We start from the raw sequence: 17,020 nt of genomic DNA on the forward strand, positions 1-17,020 counted from the left end.
GGGTCAGCTCCCTAGATCATCGCCCGCAGCGGCCCCTGGGGGTCCACGCCGAGTGAGCTCAGCGCCGACGCGTGATACACGGTGCCCGGAACGTGGATGGCGTGCGCCTGCCCGACATGGACATCGCGCCAATAACGTTGCAGCGGCTTGTCCATCCTGGCGGCATTTCCGCCGCAGCGGGCGAAGATCTCGTCGACGGCGGAGACCGCGCGCCATACCGCCCGCACCTGCGTCCGTCGGCCGGCTGCCCGGTCCTCGAAGGAGACGTCCTTGCCGGCAGCAACCATGTCGTAGATTCGATCGGCGTTGGTGAGCAGTTCCTGGCGGGCGGCATTGATATCGGCGGCCGCCTCACCGATGGCATACATGACGTAAGGGTCATCCTTGATCGCCACGCCGCTGGAGTTGACGCGCTCACGCTGGTAATCGAGAGCGGCGGCGAGCGCACCCTCGGCGATCCCGATGGTGGCTGCGGAGATGCCCAGCGGGAACATCGTCGACCAGGGCATGAGATAGAGCGGCTCGGTCATCCCGGCTTCCCGCTGGGCGGTGCCGTCCATGACCTTCATCGCATCCATCGTTCGGTACGCCGGGACGAACGCGTCCGACACGATGACGTCTTTGGACCCGGTCCCGCGCAGACCCACTACATCCCACGAGTCCTCGACGATCTCGTAGTCCTTGCGCGGCAGAATCATGTGCAACATCTGCGGGGGCATCAGCGGCTTGCCGTCGGCGTCGCCGATCATGGCGCCCAGAATGATCCAGTCGCAGTGGTCGGTGCCGGAGCTGAACTGCCAACGACCGTTGAACAGGTAACCACCGTCGACCGGCTTGGCGACCCCCTGTGGGGCGTACGGCGATGCTACCCAGGTGTCGACGTCGTCGGACCAGATCTCGGCCCCGACTCGGGGATCGGCGTACGCCAGCTGATAGGGGTGCACCCCGACCACGCCGTTGATCCATCCTGCGGAGGGATCCAACGCGGCAGTCAGCATCACCGTTTCAGCGAATTCACGGGGGTGGACTTCCAGCCCACCAAGACCTTTCGGTTGCAGGAGCCGAATGTTGCCGATCTGCTTCATCGTCTTGACCGTGTTGTCGGTCAGTTTGCCGATCTTCTCGGCTTCCGCTGCCTGGCCGCGAAGCTGGTCCGCGAGTTCGGCGACGCTGTCGATCACCCGTTTAGTCATGCACCGATGGTGGACGTGGTGGGATTGCAAATTCTCGGGCGATCCCGGTGAGCGGGATCGAGAGTCGCGGTCAGAACTCGATCCGCAGCTTGCTGGATCGTGGGCATGCCTGACAGGCCAAGAACAGCCCTTGGGCGATGTCCTGTTCCTCGAGTATGGCCGCGTTACCCAAGTCGACTTCGCCTTCGACGACTGTTGCTGCACAGGATCCGCAGTTGCCCTCCCGGCACGAAAAGGGCACGTCGAGGCCCGCGGCGAGCATCACGTCGACCAGATTGCGGTCTTGAGGCCAGCACAGGCGGTGCGTCTGCCCGTCGAGAGTGACCTGCGCGTCGGCAAGTCGGCCTTCGCCGGCGTCCTCTTGAACAACGACCTCGGCGAACGGATCACCGGTCAACGACTGGAAGATCTCCAGGTGAACATGCTCCCGCGGCACGCCGACTTCGGTGAGTGCTTCGCTGACCACGGCCATGAACGCCGCGGGGCCGCAGATGAAGGAGTGGTAACCGGGGAACATCCGGGCGAACCCGGCCAGTTGAGCGCGTGTTGGCAGGCCCTGAATCGACTCGAGCCAGTGCAGCACGGTCAATCGCCCCACGTAACGGGCCGCCAGTTCGCGCAGCTCGGCAGCGAAGATAACCGAGCGTTCGTCACGGTTGGCATAGCACAGGACCACCCGCCCGCTGCCCGCGGCGAGCACTGATTTGAGGATCGACATCACCGGTGTAATACCGCTGCCGGCGGCCCACAGCAACAGATCGGCGTCCAGATCGTTCGGAGTGAACAATCCGGCCGGCGGCAACACATCGATCTTGCCTCCGACGGAAGCGTTGTCGCACAGCCAGTTCGAACCGTAGCCGCCCGTCGCACGCTTGATGGTGACCTTGGGGGCTTCGTCGGTGAAAGGAGAACTTGCCAATGAGTAGCAGCGCGCTACCGATCCGGTCACGTCGCTCGGGATGCGCAGCGTCAGGAACTGACCCGGGCGATATACGAACTGTGGCCGGTGTTCGTCGGGGACGGATAGCACCAGAGACTTCGTGTCGTGATTCTCATCGATGACCGCTGTGATCGTCAGTTCTACGGTCCGTGGAGCGACGCTGGATCGGCCGCTGGATTCTGTATCGGTCATGGGTGACATCTTGAGCAGGGCCGCTGATTCGGTCACCGGTCCTCACCAGTAGCCGGGAAAAAATCTTGCTGCCCGTTGACCGGGAAACCGTGGAGTCCCTGGTTCGAGCAGGGACTAACCTCACCGGCGTGAGCAGTGCGACCGAGAAGCATGTCGATGTCGTCGTAGTGGGCGCGGGATTCGGTGGCCTGTACGCCTTGCACAAGTTCCGGCAACAGGGCCTGGCGGTCCGGGCCTTCGAGGCGGCGCCGGAGGTCGGCGGGACCTGGTACTTCAATCGGTATCCGGGAGCGCGCTGTGACGTCGAGAGCCTGGACTATTGCTACTCGTTCTCCGATGAGCTGCAACAGGAGTGGACCTGGACGGAGAAGTACGCGACGCAAGCCGAGATCCTCGAATACATCAAGTGGGTCGCCGACAAGCTGGACCTGCGGCCGGGAGTCACATTCAACACGAGGGTTGTGTCGGCGGTCTACGACGAGGAGGCGGTGCGGTGGACGGTGGCCACCGATACCGGCGAGACGGTGACGGCCCGGTTCGTGGTGATGGCCACCGGGCCGTTGTCCTCCCCGCTGACGCCCGATATCCCGGGGCTGGACACCTTTGCCGGCGAGACCTATCACACCGCACATTGGCCGCACGATGACGTGGACTTCACCGGAAAACGTGTTGGTGTGATCGGCACCGGATCGTCGGGCGTCCAGTCGATACCGATCATCGCCGAGCAGGCCGCACACCTGTATGTCTTCCAGCGCACACCGAATTACAGTGTGCCAGCGGGAAACCGGCCGTTGACCGCTGAAGAGATCAAGCACGCCAAAGCGACCTACGAAGAACGCCGCCGCCTGTCATGGCGTAGTGGCGGGGGGTCTCCGCACGTGGCGCATCCCAAGCTGACCATGGAGACCACGCTCGAAGAGCGCCGTGCAGCGTTCGAGGAACGCTGGCAGTTGGGCGGAGTCCTGTTCTCCAAAACCTTCGCCGACCAGATGATCAGCCTGGAGGCCAACGAGGAAGCCCGCAAGTTCTACGAGGAGAAAATCCGTGCGGAGATCGACGACCCGGCAGTCGCGGAACTGTTGATCCCCAACGACCACCCCATCGGTACCAAACGAATCTGTACCGACACCAACTATTTCCAGACGTTTAACCGGCCGACTGTGACATTGGTCAGTGTCCGCAAGACGCCTATCGAATCGATCGACCGGACCGGTATTCAGACGTCGGCGGCCCACTTCGATCTCGACGCCATCGTGCTGGCCACCGGCTTTGACGCCATGACCGGTACGCTTGCCAAGATCGACATCGTCGGCCGCAACGGGCAGAAGTTGTCCGACCACTGGGCCGACGGGCCCCGCACCTATCTGGGACTCGGGGTGGACGGCTTTCCCAATCTCTTCCTGGTTTCGGGACCGGGAGCGCCGGCGGTTCTGGCCAATATGGTGCTGCACGCCGAGGCACACATCAATTGGATCTCGAACGCCATCGCCTATCTCGACGAGCACGGGTACGCCGCCATCGAGGCGACCGCAGATGCCGTTGCCGACTGGATCGCCGAATGCAACCAGCGCGCCGACGCCACGCTCTTCCCGAAAGCGAACTCGTGGTACATGGGTGCCAACGTCCCCGGAAAGCCACGGGTTTTCATGCTGTTCATCGGCGGACTCGCGACATACCTTGACATCTGCGCCGAGGTCGCCAGTGCCGGATACAAGGGGTTCAATCTGCTCAAGGCGCCGTGATGCCAAACCTCGCGGACAAGGTCGCGGTGGTGACAGGTGCCGCCCGCGGGACCGGTCGCGCGCACTGCGAGCGCCTCGCCGACGCGGGCGCCGACGTGATTGCCATCGATACCGGCGCTTCGGCCGATGATCTCGCGAGTACGGCGGCCGCTGTAGTGGAGCGCGGCCGGCGCTGCTTCACCGGTACCGCAGATGTCCGCAACCTTCCCGCCGTGACGGAAGCGATCGACGCGGGAGCGGCCGCCTTGGGCGGCCTGGATATCGTCGTCGCCAACGCCGGCATCCACGCCCCGGGCGCGTCCGTCTGGGAACTGACCAGCGACGTGTGGCAAGAGGCGCTCGACGTCAACGTCACCGGCGTCTGGCACACCGTCAAGGCGGCCGTGCCGCACATGGGGGCCGGCGGTGCGATCGTTATCATCGGCTCCACCAACGGGCTTCGCGGCACTGCTAAGACCGCGCACTACACGGCCAGCAAACATGCGGTCGTGGGCTTGGCCCGAACGCTCGCCAACGAACTCGGCCCGCTCGGAATCCGGGTGAACACGGTGCACCCCGGCGCGGTGGCGACGCCCACGGTTCGCAACGAGGCCACCTACCGAAGACTATGCCCCGACGTCGACAATCCGACCGAGGCCGACGCGGTCAAGGTGCTAGCCGCGCGCAACCTACTGGCGGTGCCTTGGGTGGAGCCACGGGACGTGGCGAACGCGGTAGTGTTTTTGGCTTCCGATAGTGCGCGCTACATCACCGGGGCTCAGCTTGTCGTCGACGCCGGCCTGACCCAGAAGACATGACGACGGACCGAACATACGTCGTCACCGGGTCTGCCTCGGGCATGGGTCGTGCGGCTACGGAGAAGCTCCGCGCGACCGGGCATACCGTCATCGGCATCGACCTCAAGAGCGCCGACGTGATCGCTGACCTTTCGACCGCCGAGGGGCGTCGTACGGCCGCCGCGACGGCGCTGGCCGCTTGCGACGGCGTCCTCGACGGGGCCGTTCTCGCTGCGGGACTGGGACCCATAGCCGGGCGCCAGCGACTGATTGCACAGGTCAACTACTTCGGTGTCGTCGAATTGCTGATGGCCCTGCGACCCGCATTGGCGCGTGCCGACCGCGCCAAGGTGGTCGTGATCGGCAGCAACTCCACCACGACAACCCCGCTGGTGCCACAGCGGGCGATCCGCGCACTGCTCGCCGGCGACGCGGACCGGGCCTTACGGGCGGTCCGCATCTTCGGGAAGAGCGCGGCTGCCATCATGTACGCGGCGTCGAAGATCGCAGTATCGCGCTGGGTACGCCGCCACGCGGTTACCCACGCCTGGGCTGGCTCCGGCATCCGGCTGAACGCGCTCGCTCCCGGCGCTATCATGACACCATTGTTGGCCGAGCAGCTTGCCAATCCACAAGAGGCCAAGGCGATCAAGGCGTTTCCCGTTCCGATAGGCGGGTACGGCGATCCTAGCCAGCTCGCAGACTGGATGGTATTCATGCTCTCCGACGCGGCTGATTTCATGTGTGGCAGCGTGGTTTTCGTCGATGGAGGATCTGACGCCTACTTCCGCGCCGATTCGTGGCCGACTGCCGTTCCAGCGGTCAGTCTGCCTCGCTACCTGACGCGGTCCTTCCGCCATGGCCAGTCCAACGGCTGAGCTGTGTTCATCAGGCGCCCCTTGAGTGGACGCCGGCCGTGAACCGGCGAGGTGCCAGGGCATGCCACCGACACCTGGTCAGCGAACACCGGTGTTCCTATCGATCGCCGAAATGGCGTGTTGGAAGCGGCGGCGCAGTTCTTCCGCCGTCATTCGCTTCTGTGCGATCGCAAGGACATTGGCGATCCATACATCCGTCATCAGTGCCGCGACGTGATCGTTGTACTGGGGCCGTTCGGGATGCATTGCTTCGGTGAAGATCTCGATCAGCGTGTCCCGCACGAACTCGGCCGTGTCGGACGCTGAACCCGTCGCGTGAAGATACGCACGCGCCATGGTGTCCGCGAGGCGAGGTGTCAACGACAGCCGTTCGGTCAGCGATTCGACAACGCGCAGCAGTCGCTGGTTCGGCCCCCGCTTGCCGACGATGGCGAGCGCGTCGCTGTCCTCAAATTCACTCAGCCAGCTGTGCAAACATTCCAACAGCAGTCCGTCCTTTGATGAAAAGTAGTGATAGACCGCACTGGTCGAGACGCCGGCGGCATCCGCCACTGCACGGATCTGCACCGCATCGTAGCCACGGAAGGCCTGCCGCAATGCAACGTCAATAATGCGTTCGCGTCGGCGTACTGGATCCCGGCGGGTCATCGGACGGGCGCCTGCCGCGCGGACAAGGCCGGCGATCCGGACATATCCGTGAAAGTTAGGCCGGCCCTTCCCGGTGGTAGGCTGCCGAGGCCGACAATCACATCGATTACCTTTCGCCGCTAGCCCGTTCGTTGCACGATAAGCCGGCGTTTGGACAGTTGTGCTGCGGTCTCTCATTCACTGGAACTCTTGCTTGGGAGGCCGCCGACCGCCGATTTCCCGGTCGTCGTGTAGGCGGTGCCGGTGCCGGTGTAGCGGGCCATCACGGAGTCTTTGTGATGAAGCGACCAAGAATCACAACCGGGCGTGTCGAAACCGTTTGCATGCCAGCAAAGGTCGAGCGCTCACCGCTACCGGTCTGACACCGGCGCCTGCCACAGGCCGGCGATCGCGTCGACGAGGCTGCGGCCGGCGCGCGGCCAGTCCGGACGCGGCCCGTTGCCGTCGTCGGCGAATCCACGTTCGATCTCCGCGCACGTGTACATCAGCACGGTCCGCATCATGATGTTGCGTTCGGATCGGACGTGTCTGGGTAATTCGGGAATGCCGTGGCCGATGCGGTCGATGACGTGTCGCAGTGACTCGGATTCCAGGGCGCTCTTGGTGACCACGCGCCGATATGTCGGATCGGTCATCACCTGAGCGGCGAATCGCGCGTACCAGGTGGGCGCGGGCAGCGACGCCAGATGGTCGGTCAGCGGCTGCACCAGGCACCCCACCCAGTCGCGCAGTCCGGCCGAATCGTCGGTGTCGGCGACCCGGGCGGTGCGCAACTCCTCGATGTGCCCGGCGTGGCTGGCCTCGATGGCGCGCACCAGCTCTTTCTTGGTGCCGAAGTGGTAGGCCACCGCGGCGTTGTTGCCTTGGCCGGCGGCCTCGACGATCTGCCGATGGGTAACAGCTTCCACACCGCGCTCGGCGATGAGCCGCTCTGCCGCGGATAACAGCGCCTCCCGGGTGCTGTCGGCGCGGGTGGACCGCGGGCTACGCACGGGTGGGGGCATGAGTTCAGTCAACATCGCCCCCTTGACCTAAGTCAAACGTTTTACTTAAATAGACCGACAGTCACAGGCCGGTTCGCCCGGGGGCCCAGAGCTCATGTACCGGCTGCGCGCGGTGAGGAGGATGCGTTGAGGCCGACGCCGACGCCCGAAGCTGCCGCCCGCCCGGATCACGACGCGCTGCTGCTCGGGTCCGGCAGCCCGTTGGAAGCCGCCACGCTCGGTGCGCTCGACCATCTCCAGCAGGTGCTGACGCTGCAGCCGGCGGGCACGGATCGCTTTCGCGCGGACAGCGAACCCGGCAGGTTCGGCCGAATCTTCGGCGGCCAACTGGTCGCCCAGGCGCTGACCGCGGCCGCGGCCACCGTCGCCGAACTGGCCCCGCACTCGATCCATGCGATGTTCCTGCGGCCCGGGGACTCGGCCGCGCCGCTGGACATCGCCGTCGACCGCACCCGCGACGGGCGGACGATGTCGGCACGACAGGTGGTCATCCGGCAAGCAGGACGGGTGTTGGTGACCGCGATGGTGTCCTTCGACACGAACCCCGAGTGCTCCGAGGCCGTCACCGTCGAGGGGTCGGTGACGGCACCGGAAGCTCTTCCGCTGCTGCAGCACTGGGCACAGCAGGCGCCGCGGGAGCTCGCCGGATCGGCAAGCACGTGGGTCGACACGCCGCCGCCGCTGGAGATGCGCATTGCCGACGCGCCGATATTCCTCGGCGGCACCCAGGCCGGCGGCGCGCGCTCGTTGTGGATGCGGCTGCCACGGCCGATCGACGGCGGGCCAGGGGCTCATGCGGCGATGCTGGCCTACGCAAGCGACTATCTGCTGGTGGACACGGCGTTTCGCGCCCATCCCGAACCCGTCGGTTACCGCACGCATCGTGGCCTGACCCTCGATCACACGATCTGGCTGCACCGTCCGGTGCGATTCGATCAGTGGCATCGCTACACCCAGCAGATCGTCGCCGCCGCCGGCCACCGCGCGGTGGTGAACGGAACCATCATCGACGCCGCGGGCCGACATGTCGCCAGCACCGCTCAGGAAGTCCTGGTCCGGCCGATCGCCGAGTTGCCCGAACAAGGCGACACCGCGTGACGGCTGACCCGCGACGGCTATCGCACACCAGATGAACCATGGAAGGACGAAAACCAGTGAGCAGCACCATCGAGACCGAACCAGTCGTGGCCGGCGGCGGGATCATCCCGGTCTTCAACCCGTCGACCGAGGAGCAGATCGCCGAGGTCCCCGATTCCGATCAGGCGGCCGTTGACGCGGCGGTGGCCCGCGCGCGGGAGAGCTTCGAATCCGGGGTGTGGCGCAAGCTGCCGGCCGCGCGGCGGGCCGAGATCATGTTCCGCGCGGCGGAGATCATCAAGGAGCGCACCGCCGAGCTCGCCGAGATCGAGTCCCGTGACAACGGCATGACCGCCATGGGCGCCAGCCAGATCATCAAGGTGTCCCAGGAGATGCTGACCTACTACGCGGGCTGGGTCGGCAAGATCCACGGTGAGTCGGCCAACCTGGTCTCCGACGGTCTGCTCGGCCACTTCGAGGAGTATCACACCTTTACCCAGCTCGAGCCGGTCGGCGTCGTCGGCCTGATCATCCCCTGGAACGGACCGTTCTTCGTCGCGATGCTCAAGGTGGCGCCGGCGTTGGCGGCGGGGTGCAGCTGTGTGCTCAAGCCCGCCGAGGAGACACCGCTGACCGCGCTGAAGCTGGAAGAGATCTTCCGCGAGGCCGGCCTGCCCGACGGCGTCCTCAATGTCGTGACTGGCTACGGCGAGACCACCGGTGCGGCGCTGACCGCGCACCCGGACGTCGACAAGATCTCGTTCACCGGATCCACCGAGGTGGGACGGCTGATCGTCAAGGCGGCCGCCGGCAACCTCAAGCGCCTCACCCTGGAACTCGGCGGCAAGTCGCCGCTGATCATGTTCGACGACGCCAACCTCGACAAGGCCATCATGATGGCAGGCATGGGTCTGCTGGCCGGCTCGGGCCAGAACTGCTCGTGCACCTCGCGGATCTATGTCCAGCGTGGAATCTACGACCAGGTCGTCGAGGGCCTGGCCAACTTCGCCCAGATGTTGCCCATGGGCGGCAGCGACGACCCCAACTCGGTCCTCGGTCCGCTGATCAGTGAGAAGCAGCGCCAGCGCGTGGCGGGCATCGTCAACGACGGCGTGGCCGCCGGTGCCGAGGTGATCACCGGCGGCAAGCCGATGGATCGCCGCGGCTACTTCTACGAGGCGACGATCATCACCAACACCACACCGGATATGCGGCTCATCCGCGAAGAGATCTTCGGCCCGGTCGGCTCGGTGATTCCGTTCGACGAAGAGGAAGAGGCGATCGCTGCTGCCAACGACACCGAGTACGGGCTGGCCGGGGCGATCTGGACCGAGAACCTTGGCCGCGCTCACCGTGTCGCGAATCAGCTTCGGGGCGGCCAGATCTGGGTGAACTGCGCATTGGCAGCCGACCCGTCCATGCCGATCTGCGGGCACAAGCAGTCCGGTTGGGGCGGCGAACGCGGCCGTAAGGGGATCGAGGCCTATTTCAACACCAAATCGGTCTACATCAGTCTCTGACCGACCGTGGCGGTGAGCCCACCGGGAGGTGGCTAGTGGTACTGCGCAAGGACGCGTCGGCCCTTGACGGCCGCGTGGCCGTCATCACCGGCGGCGGTTCCGGTATCGGCCGCGGGATCGCCGAGACGTTCGCGGAATTCGGTGCCCGGGTGGTGATCTGGGAGAAAGACCCCGAGACCGCCGAGCTCGCTGCGGCCGCGGCCGGCGGCCTGGCGTGTGCGATCGATGTCCGCGACGCCGATCAGGTCGATGCCGCGCTGGCCACCACCATCGCCGAGGCGGGTGTGCCGACGGTCCTGGTCAACAACGTTGGCGGGGTGTTCGCCTCCCCGCTGCTGGAAACCGCCGCCAAGGGGTGGGAGACGCTGATCCGCTCCAATCTCACCCATGTTCTGTTGTGCACGCAGCGTGTCGCGCAGGCTCTGGTGCGCCGGGGCGAGCCCGGGAGCATCATCAACATCGCCAGCATCGAGGGCACCCGCGCCGCACCCGGCTACGCCGCCTACGCGGCGGCCAAGGCGGGTGTCGTCAACTTCACCAAGACGGCGGCTTTGGAGTTGGCTCCGCACGGCATCCGGGTCAACTGCCTGGCCCCGGACCTCACGCTCACCGAAGGCATCGAGCGTGTCGGCTCGTCCGAGATGCTCGCTCACGCCGGCTACATGATCCCGATGGGACGGCCCGGGCACGTCGATGAGATGGCGGGTGCGGCGGTGTTTCTGGCCGGCGATCTGAGTACCTACGTCACCGGCCAGACGCTGCACGTCGACGGTGGGACGCACGCGGCAGGCGGCTGGTATCACCACCCGGACACCGGCGAATACCTACTCGGTCCGCCGCGGCCGAAACCAGAATGAGAGGAACCCGCATGCGGTTCGCGTTCACCTACCCGATCATCACGCATCCGTGTGACCCGGAACTGGTCTCCCCGCAAGGAGTGACCGCTGTGGCGCGGGCCGCAGAAGCCGCCGGCTTCGGCGCGATGGGCTTCACTGATCATCCCGCTCCGACTCAGCGGTGGCTCGATGCAGGCGGACACGACAGCCTGGATCCCTTCGTGGCGATGGGGTTTGCCGCCGCGCACACCCGAACGCTGCGCTTCATCCCGAACGTTGTCGTCCTGCCCTACCGCAATCCGTTCGTGGTCGCCAAATCGGGTGCGACGCTGGATCTGCTTTCCGGCGGCAGGTTCACCCTGGCGGTGGGCGTGGGCTACCTCAAGGGTGAATTCGCCGCGCTGGGCGTAGATTTCGAGGAGCGCTCCGCCCTGGTCGAGGAGAGCCTGGACGTCATCCGGGCGATCTGGACCGGTGACGACGTGTCGTTTCAGGGCCGTCACTTCAATGCCAGGGGCGTCACCGCGCATCCGCGCCCGGTCAGCAGCCCACATCCGCCGATCTGGATCGGCGGCAACACCGGCAAGGCGCGGCAGCGGGTCGCCACCCGGGGTGACGGGTGGGCGCCGTTCGCTGCGCCGCCGGGCCTGGCCAGCACGGCTCGCACCGCCGCGATGGATTCCATCGAAGCGCTGGCGGCGGGAGTCGATGACCTGAAGCGCCGCTGCGACCACGCGGGCCGGGACTGGTCGGCCATCGACATCTGCTTCTCCAACCTCGCCGGCGGGCGGCTCGGCTACGACGACTTCGACGCGGGCGCCTACCTGGACGGCCTGGGCCGGCTCGCTGACGTCGGGGTCAGCTGGGTGCAGGTCGCGCTTCCCGGCGACAGTCTTGGGCGCGCGATCGAGGCGATAGTGCAGTTCGGGGAAGCGGTGATCAAGCACGTTTAGCGATGCGCCGGCCTGCTGGTGGCGCGCCGAACGCCGGCGGCGGCTACCCTTCCGGTGTGACGCGATCGGTTTCCCGCCGCGAAGCCCTGCGGTACGGCGCGCTGCTGGCACCGGCATTGGCGGTCCCCGGGTTCTTCGCGGCAACAGCCGGTGCGCCGAAGGCCGCGGCCGAGGGGCTGCAGCTCATCGATTTCGCCCACCGGCTGGTCGAGCCCGAGCGGATCAAGGCGGCCGGCTTCGCCGGGGCGCTGGTCTACGTTTCGGACCTGCGGCCCGGCGCCACCTTCGACTTCAAGCCCGTCACCCGTGACTACGCCGACCGGCTCCGCGCCGCGGGCCTGCAGATCGTCAGCTGCTACCAGTTCGGCAAGCCGGGCTGGCCGGATTCGCCGTCGGATTTCACCCGCGGCTACGACGGGGGCGCCGCGGACGCCCGCACGGCGCTGCGGCTGCACACCGCCGCCGGGGGTCCGCCGAGCGCGCCGATCTTCTTCAGCGTCGATGAGGACATCGACGCCAAGACCTGGAAGAAGCTCGCGGTCCAGTGGTTTCGCGGCATCAACTCGGTGCTGGGGGCAGCGCGCACCGGGATCTACGGCGGTGCTCGGCAGTGTTCCTGGGCGATCGCCGACGATGTCATCGGGCACTCGACCAGTGCGGGCCACCGGTGGGCGTGGCAGACCCGGGCGTGGTCGGGCGGCGAACGCGAACCGGCTGCCGTGCTCTTCCAGCGGGAGATGGTCACCGCAACCGACCCGGGTTTCCTGATCGACGACATTCACGTCGACGTGGACGACGTGTTGGCGGCCGATTTCGGCCAGTGGGAGCTGGTGCGCTGATGGAATGGGACGCGGCGCGGGTGGCGCGATGGTCCGGCATGCTCGGCTTCGCGCTCCCGGTTGTGACGCTCGCGGTGTATCCGATCTGGTCGTTCCCCGGCACCCAGAAGCTGGCCACCGAGGTGGCCTGGTGGGCGACCCAGCATCACGATCGACTGGTCGTGACGATGCTGCTCAACACGGTCGGTGTGACGCTGTGGCTGGTGTTCGGCGGAGCGGTGTGGACACTGCTGCGAGATCGGCTGCCGGTGAGATCGGTTCTTGCGCCGTGCTTCGCCGCCGGCTTCATCGGCTGCGTGACCCTGCTGCTCAGTGGGTTCACCGCGTTCGACATTCTGCTGTACCGATACCACAGCCCCGAAGCGGCCGCGCTGCTCTACGACCTGGCGTTCGGTCTGCTGGCCATGTCCGGTCTGCCCACCGTGGTGGCACTGGGGGCGTTCGCGGTCGCGGTGTACGTCCACGGGGTGCTGCCGCGATACACCGCCCACCTCGCGGTCGCCGCTGCCGCGGTACATCCGCTGTTGCTGCTGGCGTTCATCGTCGGCACCGGACCGCTGTCGCTGGAAGGGCTTTCGATCACCGCCATGCCGGCGTTCTTGTTCGCCTGGATCCTGGGAACCGCGCTGGGGATGCCACGCAGGCCGTAGCTGTCGGCTCCTCGGCTCGCCCAAGCCGCGCCGCTGTACCTACCCGACCACCACTGGACGCGGCATCACGGTGAGCTTGGTGCCATAGCGCGGCGTGCCGAGGCCGAAGCTGCCGCTACGTCCGCCACCGTTCGGGAGCATCGGAGGCGGCATGGCGGTCACCGACCTGCTGTCCGGGGCGACCGTCCAGCCGCTGGCTGTTCCGGCACTCGGCGCAGCCGCCGGGACGGCCGTTCCCCAGCTCGGTGGCGCGGACAAGGATCCGACCAGGGTCGCTCTGCCCACTCCGGCCGACACCGGGGAGCCTGCGCCCCCGACCGCAGCTCCGGCAGCGCGGCCGGCGGTCTCGGCCGACGCCAGTGTCATACCTGGCGCGGAGCTGAGCCCGCCACCGGTGAGGGCGGCCGTGCCGCCCTCCATGCCGCGGGCCAGAAACCCGAGCGTAGCCAGACCCGCGAAGCCCTCGAGGTTCCCGCCCGGGTCGAAGATCCCGGTTGCGGCGATCGTGTTCCACAGCTGCGCGTTGATGTTCAGGCCCGAGCCGTCGTCGTGGCCCCAGGTTCCGTCGAAGAGGCCGTCGAAGAACTTCGTCCAATGCCAATCTGGGTCCGTCGGCCTCGTGCCCTCTGCCGGCGACGCCATGCTCCGCAATGCGCTGGGCACCTGGGAGTGCGCATCTCCGGTGTCGGCTGGGAGGGCGCCAGAACTGCTCTCGTCGTCTGAAGTGGTGGTCTCCGGTGCTACCGCGAACGGAACCAGTTCGGTGGCGGATGCGGCAGCGGCGGCGTAGCTGTACATCGCAACGGCGTCCTGCGCCCACATCTGCGCGTAGCGGGCTTCGGTCGCCGCAATCTCCGGTGTATTCAATCCCAGAGCGTTGGTCTTGACCAATGCCGCCAACATCACTCGATTGGCTGCGATCGCCGGCGGCGGCACCGTCATGGCGTAGGCCGACGCGTAGGCATCGGCGGCGGCGTAGGCCTGCGCTGCGGTCTGCTCCGCCTGTTCGGCGGTGACGCTCATCCAGCTGATGTAGGGCTCGGCGGCCGCGGTCATCGCCGACGCCGAGGGACCCCACCAACCTTGGCTGACCAGGCCCGCCACAGACCATTCGAAAGATATTGCTGCAGAACGTAATTCTGCCGCCAACAGGTTCCATGCCGCCGCAGCGGACAGCATCGGATCGACACCCGGACCGGCGTACATGCGTGCGGAATTGACTTCCGGGGGAACTGCTCCGTAATCCATTATCAGTAAACCCTTTCGCTAGATCGAGATGGCGTTGGCGGCGTCGGTCGCTGCGTAGGACTGCGCGTTGCGCTGCAGCATGATCACGAACCTCTCGTGCACCACAGCGGCGCGCTTGCTGATCGCCTGGTACATCTGGGCATGCCTGGCAAACTGAGCGGCGGTCAGTGCAGAGACCTCGTCGGCGGCCGCCGGAACCACCCCGGTTGTCGGCCCGACGGCGGCCGTGTTCTGCGCAGCCACCGCGTTGCCGATGCTGCTCAGTTCAGCCGCTGTCGCGGTGAGTTCTTCGGGAAGTGCAGACACAAAAGACATCGAAACTCCTTATGAAATAGCGAATAACGTTGCGAGGGCACAAAATTCGCACGCTGGAAACCGCGCTCGGGTCAGTGGCCGGGGAGCGCGGGTACGGTATGGCGCGAGCCGAGTCAGAAAGTGAAAGCGGCGCCGCGAACGGGTTCGAGCGAAGTGGTCGTCGAACTCGGATAAGGACTATCGTCCGGACTCAATGTCACTCTCACCTCCTCACGGCCAGGGCACACGGGGATGCCGGCGCAGCATGCACATCAGGGAGAGCCGGGCCGACGACACCGCCGGCCGGCACCCCTCTCGTCAGAGTTTCGGCACTGCACGCCGTATCCGGCCAGAAGCCGGAAGCCACTTGGGCTCAACCCTTAAGCCGGGAAGAGCTGTCCTGACCCTGGGCGTCTCTCGACGTTGGAGGTCAGTGGCCTGTATCCGTACAGACGCCTCACCTAGCGAGGTGCGTTCGCCGCCATGTTGGCAGCAACAGTGCGCGGAGTCAACTCGACCGGCGTGGCGTGACTGTCGCGCCGGACCAATCTGGGCATGGAAACCCGCTGGAAGGCACCGGATTTCGTAGTGAAAATGATGTGCCTCGCCGAATCCGACGTTGGCCCCATGGAGTGCTTGCCGAAATACGTTGGATATCAGTCTGGTTCGCAAGAGCCGGACTCTCGGAGCGGAGAGGCGCCCCCGTTGAGTCCGCGTAGAACTCGCTGTGCGCGGTGTGAAAGTGCGCTATGCATCGGTAACACCAAGCTAGGTTTTGCGCCAGGGCGCCAGCAGCAGTTCGCACGCGCGGCGCATGTCGGTTTCGGCTTGCGCCGGTGTGGTCTCACCCATCACCGCCCACGACAAGACACCGTAGGCGCACTGCTCGACCAGCAGCGCGAGCTGGGCGTCCTGCGATGCGGGGCGGGTGATCCCGGCGACCGACAGGATGATCTCGCGCAGATTGAAGTCGCCGGCCGCTCCGGACTCGGCTCGCCGGGCATTGACCGAAGTGATCATCGCGCGGGCCAGCCGGGGGCGGGCGAGCATGGACCGGCAGATGCCGGCCATGAGTTCGCTGATATCGGCTGCCGGACATCCGGTCGCCGGCTCCGGCGGGGTGACGGATCGGGTGTAGTGCAACAGCAGCGCGCTGAACAGGTGATGTTTCGTCGGGTAGTAGCGATAGACAGTGGTGATTGAAACGCCGGATTGATCCGCCACAGCCTGCATCCGGACCGCCTCCAGCCCGTCGCGGGCGCCGAGTCGGGCGGCGGTGGCGAGAATCCGTTCGCAGCGCCGTCGTTGGGCGGCCGTCCTGGGAGTCGCCGGCTCGCGATCAACCGGTGGGCGGGGCATCGGGGTCCGGGATGGGCGCGCCACCGAGCAGCTTCTGCATCATCCGATGGGACGCGAGCACGGCTGCGGCCCGGTCGAGCGTGGCGCGCAGCGCGGGATTCCCGGCATGAGCCGAGACGACGTGCACCGGGCCGTGGGGGAGCTGGGCCAGTCCCTCGCGGGCGACATCGGCCGGATCGGACACCGGCATCCCGGCGATATCGAAGTTGAGCCCCACCCGCTGCATGGCCGGTGTCCTGGTGACGCCGAGCACCAGTTCGAGCACATGCACGTTGTGTTCGCGCAACTCCAGCCACAGGCCTTCGGCGTAGATCCGGGTGAACGCCTTCACGCCGCCGTACACGCTGTGTCGCGCCGAGCCCTGGTAGCCGGTGAGCGAGCCGACCAGCAGCACGCCGCCGCGCCGGCGAGCACGCATCGGGCCGGCGAAGTGATGGATCAATGCCAGCGGAGCCGTCACGTTCAGGTCGATCACCTGCTGGAAGGCCGCCAGGTCGCCGTCGAGGAACTCTGCGCTGTGGGTGTTGGCCCCCGCGTTGTAGATCAGCAGACCGATCTCGAGATCGGATGTGGCAGCGAAGATCTGCGCGCGGCCATCCGGATCGGTCAGGTCCACGGCCAACTCGCGGACCTGCCCGCCCAACTCGCGGCAGCGTTCGGCGGTGTCGCGCAGTGGCCCGGATTTGCGGGCGATCAGGACTAGGTTGATCCCGGCCCGGGCCAGCAGTAGGGCGAACTCCGCGCCGACGCCCTCCGAACCGCCCGCGATCACGGCCCAGGGCCCGTACTGGCCCCGCCACTCGCCGCTGGACACGCGCCGCCTCCATAACTAAAATTGATTCCAGTTTTTCTGAAGACTACCTCAGCCACC

General features: G+C 66.4%; 17 protein-coding genes and 1 riboswitch. Of the genes, 9 read left to right on the forward strand and 8 right to left on the reverse strand.

The genetic code is table 11. The features are described 5' to 3' along the window. Nucleotides 1-11 precede the first annotated feature (11 nt). Both G6N19_RS09645 and G6N19_RS09650 read right to left on the reverse strand, forming a co-directional pair. The gene (locus tag G6N19_RS09645) at nucleotides 12-1,193 is read right to left on the reverse strand and encodes an acyl-CoA dehydrogenase family protein (RefSeq protein ID WP_041319215.1); all 1,182 of its coding nucleotides are present in this window, start codon (nucleotides 1,191-1,193) and stop codon (nucleotides 12-14) included. A gap of 70 nt (nucleotides 1,194-1,263) precedes the next feature. Continuing rightward, the gene (locus G6N19_RS09650; protein ID WP_041320418.1) at nucleotides 1,264-2,325 is read right to left on the reverse strand and encodes a ferredoxin--NADP reductase; all 1,062 of its coding nucleotides are present in this window, start codon (nucleotides 2,323-2,325) and stop codon (nucleotides 1,264-1,266) included. Nucleotides 2,326-2,492: 167 nt separating this feature from the next. On the opposite strand from G6N19_RS09650, the gene G6N19_RS09655 reads away from it, so the two are divergent. Genes G6N19_RS09655 through G6N19_RS09665 form a run of 3 tightly spaced genes read left to right on the forward strand, consistent with a single transcriptional unit; the run spans nucleotide 2,493 to nucleotide 5,721 of the window. Beyond that, nucleotides 2,493-4,067 carry a flavin-containing monooxygenase gene (locus G6N19_RS09655; protein WP_193466358.1) on the forward strand — a complete coding sequence of 525 codons (1,575 nt, stop codon included), beginning with the start codon at nucleotides 2,493-2,495 and terminating at the stop codon, nucleotides 4,065-4,067. Then, entirely contained in the window at nucleotides 4,067-4,864 is a 798-nt protein-coding gene (locus G6N19_RS09660; protein WP_193466214.1) for a mycofactocin-coupled SDR family oxidoreductase, read from the forward strand. Before G6N19_RS09655 ends, G6N19_RS09660 begins: the two co-directional genes overlap by 1 nt. Beyond that, complete coding sequence (locus tag G6N19_RS09665) at nucleotides 4,861-5,721, forward strand: SDR family oxidoreductase (RefSeq protein WP_041319206.1); 861 nt, start codon at nucleotides 4,861-4,863, stop codon at nucleotides 5,719-5,721. Before G6N19_RS09660 ends, G6N19_RS09665 begins: the two co-directional genes overlap by 4 nt. A gap of 78 nt (nucleotides 5,722-5,799) precedes the next feature. Here the strand turns inward: G6N19_RS09665 and G6N19_RS09670 are convergent, their stop codons facing one another. Next, a complete protein-coding gene (locus tag G6N19_RS09670; protein ID WP_041319203.1) occupies nucleotides 5,800-6,369 on the reverse strand; it encodes a TetR/AcrR family transcriptional regulator in 570 nt (189 codons plus the stop codon). A gap of 350 nt (nucleotides 6,370-6,719) precedes the next feature. Beyond that, nucleotides 6,720-7,373: a TetR/AcrR family transcriptional regulator gene (locus G6N19_RS09675; RefSeq protein WP_085975790.1), complete on the reverse strand. Its 654-nt coding sequence runs from the start codon at nucleotides 7,371-7,373 to the stop codon at nucleotides 6,720-6,722. Nucleotides 7,374-7,499: 126 nt separating this feature from the next. Here G6N19_RS09675 and G6N19_RS09680 point away from each other — a divergent pair, with 126 nt between their 5' ends. The 6 genes from G6N19_RS09680 (at nucleotide 7,500) to G6N19_RS09705 (ending at nucleotide 13,248) form a co-directional block, all read left to right on the forward strand. Next, nucleotides 7,500-8,471 carry an acyl-CoA thioesterase gene (locus G6N19_RS09680; protein ID WP_013831163.1) on the forward strand — a complete coding sequence of 324 codons (972 nt, stop codon included), beginning with the start codon at nucleotides 7,500-7,502 and terminating at the stop codon, nucleotides 8,469-8,471. A gap of 38 nt (nucleotides 8,472-8,509) precedes the next feature. After that, entirely contained in the window at nucleotides 8,510-9,970 is a 1,461-nt protein-coding gene (locus tag G6N19_RS09685; RefSeq protein WP_275987644.1) for an aldehyde dehydrogenase family protein, read from the forward strand. Between the two features lie 35 nt (nucleotides 9,971-10,005). After that, complete coding sequence (locus G6N19_RS09690) at nucleotides 10,006-10,827, forward strand: SDR family NAD(P)-dependent oxidoreductase (protein WP_193466215.1); 822 nt, start codon at nucleotides 10,006-10,008, stop codon at nucleotides 10,825-10,827. An 11-nt stretch (nucleotides 10,828-10,838) separates the two neighbouring features. After that, complete coding sequence (locus G6N19_RS09695; RefSeq protein WP_193466216.1) at nucleotides 10,839-11,759, forward strand: LLM class F420-dependent oxidoreductase; 921 nt, start codon at nucleotides 10,839-10,841, stop codon at nucleotides 11,757-11,759. A 101-nt stretch (nucleotides 11,760-11,860) separates the two neighbouring features. Then, nucleotides 11,861-12,598: a DUF1906 domain-containing protein gene (locus G6N19_RS09700; protein ID WP_408632495.1), complete on the forward strand. Its 738-nt coding sequence runs from the start codon at nucleotides 11,861-11,863 to the stop codon at nucleotides 12,596-12,598. Next, nucleotides 12,598-13,248, forward strand: a complete 651-nt coding sequence (locus G6N19_RS09705) for a hypothetical protein (protein ID WP_109559414.1) — start codon at nucleotides 12,598-12,600, stop codon at nucleotides 13,246-13,248. The genes G6N19_RS09700 and G6N19_RS09705 overlap by 1 nt, the downstream gene beginning before the upstream one ends. 39 nt (nucleotides 13,249-13,287) lie before the next feature. Here G6N19_RS09705 and G6N19_RS09710 read toward each other — a convergent pair whose 3' ends face one another. From G6N19_RS09710 to G6N19_RS09725, 4 genes are all read right to left on the reverse strand, one after another. Continuing rightward, nucleotides 13,288-14,496: a PPE family protein gene (locus G6N19_RS09710; RefSeq protein WP_193466218.1), complete on the reverse strand. Its 1,209-nt coding sequence runs from the start codon at nucleotides 14,494-14,496 to the stop codon at nucleotides 13,288-13,290. 18 nt (nucleotides 14,497-14,514) lie between these two features. After that, the gene (locus G6N19_RS09715) at nucleotides 14,515-14,811 is read right to left on the reverse strand and encodes a PE family protein (RefSeq protein WP_193466219.1); all 297 of its coding nucleotides are present in this window, start codon (nucleotides 14,809-14,811) and stop codon (nucleotides 14,515-14,517) included. A gap of 282 nt (nucleotides 14,812-15,093) precedes the next feature. Next, a riboswitch (M-box (ykoK) riboswitch) is annotated at nucleotides 15,094-15,266 on the reverse strand. Nucleotides 15,267-15,558: 292 nt separating this feature from the next. After that, the gene (locus tag G6N19_RS09720) at nucleotides 15,559-16,149 is read right to left on the reverse strand and encodes a TetR family transcriptional regulator (RefSeq protein WP_041320414.1); all 591 of its coding nucleotides are present in this window, start codon (nucleotides 16,147-16,149) and stop codon (nucleotides 15,559-15,561) included. Further along, nucleotides 16,130-16,963, reverse strand: coding sequence for an SDR family NAD(P)-dependent oxidoreductase (locus G6N19_RS09725; protein WP_013831153.1), 834 nt, complete (start codon nucleotides 16,961-16,963; stop codon nucleotides 16,130-16,132). The genes G6N19_RS09720 and G6N19_RS09725 overlap by 20 nt, the downstream gene beginning before the upstream one ends. Between the last annotated feature and the right edge of the window lie 57 nt (nucleotides 16,964-17,020).

Origin of the sequence: Mycobacterium novum (assembly GCF_010726505.1) — a bacterium.
In the GTDB taxonomy this organism is placed as follows: domain Bacteria; phylum Actinomycetota; class Actinomycetes; order Mycobacteriales; family Mycobacteriaceae; genus Mycobacterium; species Mycobacterium algericum.